Annotated in this window: 5 protein-coding genes; all 5 read left to right on the forward strand. The window is 62.9% G+C overall.

Translation table 11 applies throughout. The annotated features are described in order from the left end of the window. Positions 1 to 232 precede the first annotated feature (232 nt). Positions 233 to 2,113 carry an AAA family ATPase gene (locus tag QQM67_RS17070; RefSeq protein ID WP_314174744.1) on the forward strand — a complete coding sequence of 627 codons (1,881 nt, stop codon included), beginning with the start codon at positions 233 to 235 and terminating at the stop codon, positions 2,111 to 2,113. 380 nt (positions 2,114 to 2,493) lie between these two features. Then, positions 2,494 to 4,260, forward strand: coding sequence for a hypothetical protein (locus tag QQM67_RS17075; RefSeq protein WP_314174745.1), 1,767 nt, complete (start codon positions 2,494 to 2,496; stop codon positions 4,258 to 4,260). A 468-nt stretch (positions 4,261 to 4,728) separates the two neighbouring features. After that, positions 4,729 to 5,874, forward strand: coding sequence for a DNA-methyltransferase (locus tag QQM67_RS17080; RefSeq protein WP_314174746.1), 1,146 nt, complete (start codon positions 4,729 to 4,731; stop codon positions 5,872 to 5,874). A gap of 991 nt (positions 5,875 to 6,865) precedes the next feature. Beyond that, complete coding sequence (locus QQM67_RS17085; protein WP_314174747.1) at positions 6,866 to 9,439, forward strand: glucosidase family protein; 2,574 nt, start codon at positions 6,866 to 6,868, stop codon at positions 9,437 to 9,439. A 363-nt stretch (positions 9,440 to 9,802) separates the two neighbouring features. Next, complete coding sequence (locus tag QQM67_RS17090) at positions 9,803 to 12,943, forward strand: DUF3427 domain-containing protein (RefSeq protein WP_314174748.1); 3,141 nt, start codon at positions 9,803 to 9,805, stop codon at positions 12,941 to 12,943. The last annotated feature ends 65 nt before the right edge of the window (positions 12,944 to 13,008 follow it).

Raw genomic sequence — 13,008 nt, forward strand, 5'->3', positions numbered from 1 at the left:
CCGATCCGCGGGCCAGCGTAAGGGGCCATGACCACTCGCACCAAGGCAGCTCCAGCCCAAAGCTGCTCCACCGACCTCACTTGGGCAAGTCGACCCTATCTAAAGGGAACTGTCGCCACCCGCTAATCTGTGGCGGCGTCTATCACGCTGCTCCACGGCCGTGTAGGCGCCCTTCGCCACTCAGCGCACTGACCGATCGCCGCACCATCGCGGCCAGGGACAGGGGGAACAGATGCCACGTTGCTCGCAGGCGGCGCTGGAGCAATCGTTGCGCCAGCTCGCTGAGCACGCCGGAGACAACAAGCACCGCTCTAACTGGATGTCTACCTTCCTAGCTGCGTGCTACGTCGAAGCTGCGGGCTACCCGAACACCATCAGCGGAGTCAACCGAGCCGTAGAAGATCTATTCGTACTACTACCCGACGATCAGACGCACGGTCGTATCAATCCGTTTATACGACCCGGCGCAGCGGGTCGCTGGCTGAAGATTAACGACTCAGGGCGTTCCACTGTATGGAACACCGGCACCCGCAGCGGAACACAAACCGTCCTCTTTGACCAGAATCACTTTAAGTACGGCCTGCGAGACGATGCCATCGATATCCTGCTAGAGGGGATCGGTGACGCACAGCTTCCCGGCCGAGACGCACTGGCCGTCTTCCTCACTCGTAGGCTTGACGACTGGGCAGGTGAACCGACTCGCACAAAGCTGCACGAGGCGGCTAGCCAAGAGATCGGCCTGAGCGCCGACGAGTTCGCGCGAATCACCTCGGATCGTGAACTAGGTTGCCCCATCCTCGGCAACCCCGAGTGGAGCCCAGAACTAATCGAGAAGTCCACGCTCGGCCCGCCATCCCACAGTCGTCCCGCTGACGAGCCGGAACACCACCAGCTGCAGCCGCCCCAGGAGCCTGAGCCGGTCCTGGAGACAGAACAGCAACTGGCAGACGATGTGCGGGAAACCGAAGGGCTCACATGGACGCGCGACGTATGCCACTACCCTCTGAGCGACGTAAACGTCGACGCGCTCACGCGTCAGGTCTTGGACAGCCTCGAACAGGTGTACATGGTGCTACCCGATGCCGAGCGTCTGGTGCGTCGCTGCGTGAACGCACTTCTTGTCGGCAATCTCGTTCTCCAAGGGCCCCCCGGCACCGGCAAAACGACGTTGGCCAGGCTCCTCGCGGAAGCCTTCGAGGTGGCTTTGTTCCAGACTACTGCCACTAGTGAATGGTCCCCGTACCACGTCGTCGGGGGTTTCCGTCCATCCGCCGACGGGGGTCTCACCGCTGCGCATGGCACGGTCACCCAGGCGGCCCTTCACTGTGCCCACACCGTTCGGCAGGACGTACAGGGAGAAGGAGAAGCGGGCGAGGAGTCGCTATCCGGGTACCAGGCGACATGGCTGTTTATCGACGAATTCAACCGTGCCGACATTGACAAAGCGATTGGCCCCTTGTTCACCATACTGTCATCCTGTGACGCCAATCACCTACGAGCCACGCCCGTTGACCTTTGGTTCGAGTCCGACCCCACCAGGCGGCAGCTGTGGATTCCGGCCCGCTTTCGGATCATTGCCGCGATGAATGACCTTGACACCTCGTTCGTCAACCAGATCTCACAGGGCCTGACGCGGCGCTTCCAATTCGTCACAGTCGGTGTTCCTACTGAACGCGCGAGCGCCGATCTGGCGGTCACGACTGAACTACGCCATGCACTTGCATCGGCGCATCGCTGGTTGCACGAAACTTACGGTCATACCCAGACTCTGCACATCGACTCCCTGAATAAGGCTTCCCTGGAGTGTGAGGACGGGTTGAAGAAGTTGCAGCGCACAGTTGACGGGCTGCGCCAGCCCGACTCCGGGCCGGGGTGGCCAGTAGGCACAGCACAGGTCGTTGACGTGCTGAAGCTAGTTCTACTCCAGTGGGCAAGTAACCCAGCTGGCGACATAATGACGGTAATCGATGAAGCCGTGGCTGACCGCTTCGTGCCGCAGATGGCCGACCTAGGCGACGAATTGCATACATTCGCCGCATTGTTCCAGGCCGAAAATCTCACCATCGCGTCCCAGGCTTTGCGCCACCTGGCCGACCCCCATCACATCGCGTGAACGCGCCCCAGCATTTTGGCACAGGAGACGACTGGATCAATCGAGACACCAGTGAGGAAACCCTTGTAGAGACGGCCGCTCGTGGCGGGAGTCTAAACGCAGCTGCGCGGAAGGCCGCGATCGCCGAGGCCCTCTCCGTAGTCGGCCGGTACTTCGCCACTGGTCGCCAACCGCTGACTCCGCAGGTGGGGCTCGGTCGGCGGAATCGCTCGAACCACAGCGAGACCGATAACGGGCACGAGGTAACCAAAACTCTACTCGAAGCCCTACGACTGCGGGTAGCACTCGCCGCTGCCAGGCGCATGAGGCTTCTTCTCGACCGCATCGCTGGACGGGCCACGTTCCGATATGAACTACGGTCGGAGGAGAGCACCGGCCAAGTGACAGGACAACTCGATACCAACCGCTACTTTCTACGACTAGGAGCGGTTGCAGACACTCCGACCTTCCCGGTGCTAGCGGTGCGCCGCACAGAACAAACACCCGAGAACGTTCTCGCCGCTTACGCTGGCAATTGGCTATTGCGCGAGCTTCGCAACGCTCTCGCATCAGCCCGAGTCCCCCCAACCGGCCCTGAGTATCGCCGCTATCAGGAGGAGCGACAGGCGTTGGTACGTGCACTGCGGCTGCCTTGGCTGGCAGCGTGCGTCCCAGCGGCAGAACGGATAACCCACCAGCGGGCCGAACAAAAGCTGATCACCTCCGTAAAACGACGGCTGCGCCGCCGGGAGATTGCCAATGCCGCGCCGTACGCGGAGCTGGTCAACTGGGTTGAACGCATTCTGTGCGGTGAGCCCGTGGTCAACTCCGGTGACCTTGAGTGGGACTTCTACGGCGATCGGTTCGACACTCGTCTATTCGAATTGTGGTGCCTGCGCTTGCTCGCCGTAGAAATCTCCCGGCAGCTCGTGGTAGCCGTTCCTGAACTCGACCCGCGCTGGCGGGACGACCGTCCCGCATACACTTGGAACCAGTACGCAGGAACGCTCGAACTGTACTTCCAGCGATCGCTGCCCCGAGTCTCTTCCAACTGTCGGGCACGTTGGCAGCGGGATGACGGCACACCGCTGGGTGGCATGCCTGACATCGTGGTTAAAACAGTGCGGTCAGGAAAAGAAGGATACGAGCGCCTCGCCGTGATCGACCCAAAGCTTCGTCAGCGCGGTGCCCCCCCAGCCGAAGAGCTATACAAAATCCTAGGTTATCTCGACAACTTCAGCCTGTCCACCAGTCCTCTTGGCGCGATCCTGTTCCACACCAACGATACAGAAGACCTGAGTGGCTATACCTACTACGTCCACGAGCAGGGCAAGTCTGACCACCCGTCAAGCACTTCCGGAAAGAACGGAGCACTGTACGCAATTCGGCTCAATCCAGCCTCACGCGATGAGAGCCAGAGGGCACTGGCTCCGCTAGCGACCGCCATCCTCGGCCTTCTCGACATCCCCCCCTTGGATCGGTACGCCAGCGAGGAAAATGAAGACGAAGGCGAACTCTTCTATCGCGCTAAAAAAGCCGAACTTCAGGCTTTCACAGCCACGGTATCGGCTCAGCTCCTCAAATACTCGCGACACCGTGTCCGCGTGATACTGGGAGACGCGCGCTGGGAAGCTCTTGGCGGAACAGCTCAGGCGATGCTCGCCACAGCCGAATACATCGGGTTTTCCTTGCTGGGCGACTCTGACGCAGAGAATGCATCGATCAGCGATTACTCAGGGCCCGTGATCGGAATATGTGCCAGTCTAGAGAGCACGCTGCATGATGGGCTGATCACTCCTGCCACGGCCCACAGCCCACAACTACAGGACGCCTGCGCGCGGGCCACGTTCGGCCAGGTGATCGCCCTCATCGAAGAGAGCCTGAAGGACAAACAACCTCAGCCGAGGCACCAGGCGATTCGCGCATACTTGGATGCCAGCGGAGCCGACAGGGAGGCCCTGCGTGCCCTTGTTGAGCCGCTGCGCCAAATCAGCCGAAACTTCCGCAACCCGGCCGCTCACCGGGACCGGTTGACTCAGCGGACATGGACCAGGCTTTGGCGGGCTGTGCTAGTCGAGGACAAGATTCTGGCGCGGGTCATAGAGGCACTTGCCCTGGTACCCTCCGCTGTCGACAGTGACGATGACACTGCGGAGGCGAAGCCCTAGGCCCCGCAGCCGGGCCGTCCCGCGGATCGGCTCCCGAAGAGGATCATACGGCAGGGGTCTGTAGTGGTGTGGAACGCCTCAGCCAGCGTCCGGGGCCCGAGCCAAATGGGCAGTCGCGGATGGCTGCGGTAGCTAGGTGAGGGCCGAGGCACCTGGCTGCCGGCTTGCAGCACGGGGTCTCGCAGTGAGGGAACGCGGTCTGTGACGCCACGAACGACCGTGCCGAAGAGGGGCCAGTCTCGTTCTGTGCTGGGGCCTACCTGACGCCCGGTACGGTTGCCTGTCAGTAGCCCCTGGCAGGGTAGGCCTAACCGCTTGAGAGAGAAAGTGAGCACGGCGCCCATGTCGGTCCAACAGGTACAGCTGCCTGACATCAAACCGCAGACGCCAGTAGCATCCCTTAGCCGAGAAGCCTGGCTTGATCGCGATGAGGCGTTCCCTGTCCAGTGGGTGGCTCCTGTCGTGGGCATGTCCCACACCTTCATCCATAAGGTGGTTGGCCATAGGGGTGACCTCACGGTTGCGGATGTCCTCCTACTCCTTGATCAAGACTCTTACGCTGAGACCTTTGTCCAGCGATCGCACGTCCTTGATTACCTTTGCAAACTCGCAGACGACGATCACTCGGCAGAGCCGATGATGGTCGAGACTCACGCGCTTGTGGAGGGAAGCGCCACAAGCTCGGTTCGCCAACTGGGCCAAGCAAGCGTCCAATGCGTCGTCACCTCGACTCCTTACTGGGGACTGCGAATGTATGAGGATTCGAGGCTGATCAGCTGGGCCGATGGAGAAACTTGTGCTTATGGGCACGAACAGACTCCGGAAGGCTTCATTCGGCACACTGTTGAAATCCTTATGCTACTGAAGCCGGCTCTTACTGCGAATGCTTCCGTGTGGTGGAATCTGATGGATTCTTACAATACGCGAACGCAGATTCGCGGAAATGCCGCCGAAGCCCTCCACGCCATGAAAGGCAAAGACGCGCGCAAGTGGGGGGATCACGATGCTCGACGGTACAGCGCAGGACATTCATATCTCAAAGATGGCGAGCAGTGCATGATCCCCTCACGCATTGCTGAACGCGCCAGTCGAATCGGTTATCAGGTTAAGAGCGTGATCACATGGGCAAAGCAGAGCAACCTGCCAGAACCTCAAAATTCCCGAGTTAGCCGAGCCCTGGAATATATTATCCACCTATCGCCAACTCGAACTCCAAAATTTGATAAGGCGGCGTATCGGACACTGCATCCAAGTTTGGGTGGCCGGAATGTTCGCTATGAGCCTGACAAGCTCTCCGATGTCTGGGTTCTGCCGACATCGAGCGGTGGCGGACATGGTGCGCAGTTCCCCATTTCGCTTCCCGGTCGCTGCATTGCACTCACCACAGAGCCCGGCGACCTTGTCTTGGATCCGTTCGTAGGCAGTGGAAACTCCGGGGTTGCAGCCCGAATGCTCGGACGTCGGTTTGTGGGCATGGATGTCTCCCCCACGTACCTTAAGGAAGCGGAGAAGAAAATTCGTACTGCACGGGACAGCAGCGTTCAAGAGATGAGCTTGCCGCTCCCATCCATTGATCAGACTCTGCCTGTCCCCGTGGCCAGGCCCTCGGAGTAACAGCGTTGTGACACTGACCGCCCGGTAAGTGAACCCAGGAAAGGCGCACAAAAAACTTCAGATTATTTCCGCCGCCCAGCTTCCAGGCCACGACATCGAAAACTGGCAGCAGAGTTACATCTGCTGGTGCCAGGTTCGCAAGCTCAACCCAAGTTCATGGTGGCGAGCCAGATCCGCGGCGACGAATCCAGCACAGTAACGGTGACCGCAAGTCTGGACCGCTCCTTGGTGCAGGAACCGACAGGCTAGCGCCACCCCCTCCATGGACCATCCATGGACCGACGCAGAACGGTAAGCCGTCGCCAGCCCCTGACCTGCTGGATTTCGTGGTACTCAAGCGCCTTCCGGAGCCCTGTGCGCGTCCCGCCGGGGTTGCTGACATCCACGGATGACATCAACGACGGCGGACGAACGACAGATTGCCGAGGCCAGTGGCGGAACCGCCATGCGGAGCAACCCGCGACTGAGGTGGGCAGCAACAGCGCCGCAGAGAGCTCCTAAAGCGGGTGTCGCAGGTTCGAATCCTGCCAGGGGCACACGTACTACCAGCGCGAATAGCAGCAAAGGCCCAGGTCAGCGAGTTGCCGACATGGGTCTTTCGCATGCGGGGCGCAGTCTCGATACGGGGTGAGAACACCCTGGGCTCCCTCCCGCGTCTCCCAAATATCTCCCAGACGATCAAGCTGTAGTCACAGGTCACGCTTCATCTGTGCGCAAGCGGAGCTCCAGGTTGAAGCCGGTGGAGGGACGCTCCAGGGGCACCGGGTGTGTGGCGGTGAACGGTCGGAGAGCCGGGGACGCGGTCGTCATCTGGGCGATGCGGGGCACAGAATGTCCGCTCAGCACGATTGACGCCCGCGCCTGAGTGTGAGTTGACTGTTCGTCGCCCACTAGTACGTACATTCAAATCCGTCTGTGTCATGATGATTTCGGATGAACCGGCGGATAGATGCGGAATCTGGCGGTGATCATGCGACCACGGATCGCACTCATGATGGCGGCCGCCGGCATTCTCCTCACGGGTGGCCTCGCCCCTGCTGCCGTCGCCCAGCCCGGTTCCGCAGAACAGGACCCGCTGCCGCGCTCGTCGGAGCTCTCCGAGACCAAGCGCCTGCCCGACCGCCGTTCGCTCGCGGTCGGGGACCGCTTCTACTCGATGGGCACCGAGGACGGCCTCTATCCGGCCGCCGGGTGGCACACCACCGGCGAGATGGGCGGCATGTGGACCCAGCCGATCAAGTTGCTCGACGGCATGTGGTTCGGTCTGGACGACGCGTGGCTGGGCAAGCAGGCCAAGGCGACCACGTTCACCTCGGGATGGGGCTACAACCGGGTCGACTACGCCCCGACCGGCGGCGTCCACGCCAGCCGTACCGACTTCGCACCGGACGGCCTGCGCGCCGGTCTGGTCGGGCTGACGCTCACCGCGGAGCAGGACGCCGAGGTGACGCTCGACCTCGACGCCCACTCGGAACTCATGAACGCCTACCCCTGGGGCTGGACCACTCCGAGCCAGTCGGACTTCAACCTGCCGGACACAGGCAGCTTCGAAGGAAACGCACTCAGCTTCCGTGAGACCGGAACACCCGCGACCCCCAACGCCACGCCGCACGACTACGCGGCCGTCGTCGGCACCAAGACGCCCGCCAACGCGCACAAGCTCGGGCCGGACTTCCGCGGCCCGCAGAGCGACCCGGCCGTCTGCCCGGCCGAAGGCGACAAGCCGGCCACGTGCGACGACAGTTCGTTCGGCAAGGGGACGGGCGGGCAGATGACGTACCGCGTCACGCTCGACGCCGATGCCCCCACGACTCTCTGGTTCGCCGTCGCCGGCTCGGACAAGGGCCCGGACGAAGCGCGCGCCCAGTACGACAAGGCGCTGGCCGACCCGCTGGGCCTGCTCAAGAACAAGATTCAAAAGCGCCGCGCGATATCGGCTCGCACGTCCGTCGACCTTCCCGGCGACAAGCGCCTGCAACGCAGCGTGGAATGGTCGAAGCAGAATCTCGCCGACTCCGCCCAGGAGGCACGGGACTTGCGGCTGCGCAGCACACGCGAGGGCAAGCAGTACCCCGAACCGAGCGGCACCCTCCCCTCCGCCCGCTGGCTCGGTGCGGGCTGGCCGGACTATCCCTGGCTGTTCGGCACCGACGGGGAGTACACGGCCTTCGCCTCCGTAGCCATGGGACAGTTCGACGACATCAAGGGACATCTGACGTCTCTGAGGGACGTCAGCGAGGTCATCAACGACCGCAGCGGAAAGGTCATCCATGAGATGACGCCGGACGGCTCTGTCTACTACGGGGCCAACGACGACGCCGGGAACACCGACGAGACCGCGAAGTTCCCGAGTGCCGTCGCCCTGGTGTGGAGATGGACCGGAGACGACGGCTTCCGCGACGAGTTGTACGACTTCAGCGTGCGCAACATGAAGTACATAGATCGCACGCTCGACGACGACGGGGACGGATGGCCCGAGGGCACCGGCAATGTCGAACGGCCGGGCATGGGGCCGGAGAAGCTGGACAACGCCGTGTACACGATGCGCGGCTTCCGCGACCTCGCGGACATGGCGCGCAGCAAGGACGACTCCGAGACCGCCGCCTGGGCGACGAGCCGCGCCCAGGACCTGGAGAAGAAGTTCGACAAGACCTGGTGGGCCGGTAGGGACACCGACCAGTACGGCGACTCGCTGGAGAACCCGTCCAACAGCCCGATCCTCCAGCGGCACTGGATCGGTGTGACGCCCATGGACGCGGAGATGGTCCGCCCCGGCAAGCCCACCGTGCCTCTGGCGCCGGCCGAGCACGGCGGAACCGCACTGGACAGACGCCAACAGGATTGCTATTCCGGCGAGTTCGGGCTGTTCCACACCGGAACGGGACCGACGTCGGCGGAGGGCGGCAACAAGGGCCCGTCGTGCGACAGCGCGGTCTCCGCGGTGCAGAGCGAGCGGACCTCCTACTCGCTCAACACAGGGATCATGGCCGTCGCCGAAGGCAATTACGGGCGGCTGGGCAAGGATCAGCAGCAGCGTTACACAACGGCTAACGCACGGATCCAACTGGACCCGTCGGTCTGGGAGATGCCCGGTGCGATGCCGGAGATCGCGCCGAGTCCCGACTTCATCCCGAACATCGACCGGCACCTCACCGACCGCTCGATGGCGCTGCAGGCGTGGGGCGCCTACGGCGTGCTGTGGCCGGTGGTGCACCACCAGCTCGGAGTTGCGCCTGACATGGGACGGGACAGGCTCTCGGTGATCCCGCAGGTGCCGGAGGGTCAGGATCGTGTCGCCGGCAGCAACATCCGTCTGGCGAAGGGAGCGGTCGACGTCCGCGCCACCCGCTCCGGGAAGACTCTCAGCACCACCGTCACCCGGCACGGCCTGGACTCCGCGCTGTCAGTCGGGCATGTGCTGCCGAGGGGAGCGAAGGTCAGCTCCGCGACCATCGATGGAAAGTCGGTGCCGTACCGGGTCGTCACTACGGCTCGCGGGCAGGAGGTCGTCGCCACGGCGGGCTCCGCCGACGGCCGCACGAACCTCGTCGTGCGCCTGTCCTGACCGTCTCGCCTCCGGGTCGAGGTCCGCTTGACGTCGGGCCAGCGACTGTGTCGGCGTGTACGTACGTCGACCAGCGATTAGTCCGCGGTCGGGGTGCTCGTGCCGGTACTCCAGCCGGACCCTCGTCGACGCCTTCACCGCTGCGTCCGGGCTGAACTGCACGAGGGCGACGTCATCTTCAGGCGCACGCACATACCGTGGCCCACGCTCGTACGGAACCAATCTCACCTCAGCCCAGACCCGAGTGATGTGGAGGCTTTACGCCCCCTTGCGTGAGGACGTCGTTGATCTACCCCCCACTTGTCAGGGGCGGCTGCTAGACCGGGCCCTGCGAAGCACACCGCTCTCCCGAGAGGCCCGTACGTGAACAACCCGAAGCCCGCCGCCGGCATCTACGAGCAACTTGTCACCGAAGAGCTGCGGCAGCGCCTTGACCAGCTCCGCCAGAACGGCTGGAACGTCATAGAGGAGCCCATAGGTGCCGACTTAGCCCCGCACACCGTCGCCCGACATGTGGGCTCCATCGTCGAGCAGGCGCTGAAAGGGTTGACGTCGGTTGAGCAGTTGGTCGCCGCCAACCTCATCCTCAACCACCTCACCGATCGAGCTCCGAAGCCTCAAGAACGTCTCCTCTTCGACGACCAGCAGGCCCCTCGGCGACTCTTGGCCCTCAGCGAGCCCGCGGATGAAGCCGGCCGCTACCAGACGCGCCCCAGCACGCCGTTGTCGGAAGCCGCCCTCCTCACCAACGATCGCCAAGACCCCAGCCTCGGCCCCGAGTTGGAAGCCGAGATGGCATCCGCCGACCGCATCGATCTGCTCTGCGCGTTTGTCCAGTCACAGGGCCTGCGGGTGCTGATCAATACGCTGAGAGAAGCGCATGATCGGGGGGTGCCGATACGCGTCATCACGACGACGTACATCGGAGCCACGCAAGCGGACGCAGTCGACCGCTTCGTCAGGGAGCTTGGCGCCCAGGTCAAGATCAGCTACGAGACGTATTCGACGCGTCTGCACGCCAAGGCGTGGATGTTCCATCGCAACAGTGGCTACAACACCGCTTACGTCGGCAGCTCAAACCTTTCCCAAGCGGCCCTACTCGAAGGGCTGGAGTGGAACGTCAGGGTCTCCTCTGTGGCCACTCCCGCCGTGATGAACAAGTTCATCGACACCTTCAACACCTACTGGGAAGACGCTGCCTTCGAGAGCTACGACCCCGACGTCGATCGCGAGCGGCTTGACGATGCTCTGGGTCGTTCGAGGCGAGCTCAGCAGCCAGGCGGAGGCCCCGTCCCAAGCAGCCTCAGGAACCAGGAAGTTGAGCCGTATCCGCACCAGCGGGACATGCTGGACCGGCTGACCGTGGAACGTGAAGTCCACGAATTTCACCGGAACTTGCTCGTCGCGGCGACCGGCACAGGCAAGACCGTGATGGCCGCCCTCGACTACAAACGCCTACGTGAGCAGCAGGAAGGGAAGCCCCTTCGTCTACTGTTCATCGCTCACCGCGAAGAGATCCTCGAGCAGGCACTGTTCAAGTACCGCGAGGTGCTGCGCGATCCCAAGTTCGGCGAGCTGTACGTGGGCGGCAAGAAACCGGAGTACAACGACCACGTCTTCGCCAGCATCCAGTCATTCGGGGCCCAGACCCTGGAGAAGTACGCTGCGGATCACTTCGACGTGATCGTCATCGACGAGTTCCACCACAGCGCGGCAGACTCGTACCAGCGACTCATCGACCACTTTGAGCCGAACCTGGAGTTCCTCGGTCTTACGGCCACTCCCGAGCGCAGCGACGGGATTCACGTCCACGACATCTACTTCGACGGACGCATCGCTGCTGAGATGCGACTGTGGGAGGCGCTGGAATACGAACTCCTCAGTCCATTCCACTACTTCGGCATTGCCGACGATACGGACATGACCGCGGTCGAGTGGAAGCGCGGCAGCGGATACGACCAGCGACAGCTCGGAGAACTGCTCACGGGGGATGACTCGCGGGCCCAACTCATCGTCGATTCGCTTGTCGACAAGGTTCCCAACTACACGGAGATGCGGGCACTGGGCTTCTGCGTGAATGTGCAGCACGCGCAGTACATGGCCGAGTACTTCACCGCGAGGGGCATCAAGTCCGCGGCTCTCGACGGCGCTTCCACAACGCAGGCACGGCGGGACGCCTTGGAGAAGTTCAAGGCGGGGAGGCTCCAGGCTCTCTTCTCCGTCGACCTCTTCAACGAGGGCCTGGACATCCCCGACGTCGACACCTTGCTACTGCTTCGGCCCACCCAGAGCCCGACGATCTTCCTCCAGCAGTTCGGCCGTGGCCTGCGGCGATCTCCAACCAAACCCGTTTTGACCGTCCTTGACTTCATCGGCCAGCACCGGCGCGAATACCACTTCACGCCGCGCTACAAGGCCCTCACCGGGCATGGCGGCAGGCGTCTCCTCGCGCATGTGAAGGCGGACTTCCCGAAGCTGCCCGCCGGCTGCCGCATCATCCTCGACAGAAAGTCGAAGGAGCGCGTCGTCGACAATATCCGCGCGCAGGTCGACGTTAACGTCAAGCAGCTCGCCGTGGAGGTGCGCGAGGCTGGCGAGCGCCAGCTAAAGGGCTTCCTGAAGGTGAGCGGTCGAGAGCTTAAGGAGCTGTACCGCAGCAACGACTCCTCGTGGACGTCACTGCTCCGTCGCGCGGACTTGCTGCCCAAGTCGGGGTCAAAGAGTGAAGATGCCCTGCTGAAGCGGGTGTTCACATTCCTGCACGTCGACGACGAGCGTCGCGTCAACGCGTACACCCGGCTGCTCCAGGACGGCGCGCCCAACTACGACGACCTGGGCAACCGCGACCAGGCTTTCGCGCGGATGCTCTTCTTCTCGCTGTGGCCGGATGGTGGTGGTTTTTCAAGTTACGCAGAGGGCCTCGCCACGCTGGGACCCCATCGGGAGTTCCGGAACGAGCTCAGGCAGGTACTGGCGTACAACCTGGACCACACCGAGACGTTGCCGGTCCAAGACCCAACTCTCCCGGAAACGCTGAGTGTTCACTGTGCGTACAGCCGCGAGGAGTACTTCGCCGCTCTGGGCCTCGGCAGCATCGACGGCCCCTACCCGAGTACTTTCCAGGAAGGCGCCCGGTGGTGCGCGTCTCTCAAAGCGGACGCGCTCTTCGTGACCCTGGAGAAGAAGGAGAAGGACTTCTCGCCTGAAACTCGCTACAGCGACTACGCGTTGGGCCCGCACCACTTTCACTGGGACTCGCAGAACAGCACGTCGCCGACGTCAGAGGTCGGCAAGCGCTACCAAACCCACAAGGAGCGCGGCACTCAAGTCCTGCTCTTCGTCCGCCGCTACAAGACCAACGACATCGGCAAAGCCCACGCCTCGACGCTGCTCGGCCCGGCAGAGTACGTCCGGCACGAGGGCAGTAAGCCGATGAGCATCGTCTGGAAGCTCAAGCACGAGCTTCCAGCAGACGTTTTGACGTACTCGTCGATCACGCACTAGTAGCGGGAATTGCCGTCCGCAGCACCGCTCTCGGGCTGCTGCGGACGAGCTCGCGCAACACGTCA

It is taken from the genome of Streptomyces winkii (genome assembly GCF_032248595.1).
Taxonomy (GTDB): Bacteria; Actinomycetota; Actinomycetes; order Streptomycetales; family Streptomycetaceae; genus Streptomyces; species Streptomyces winkii.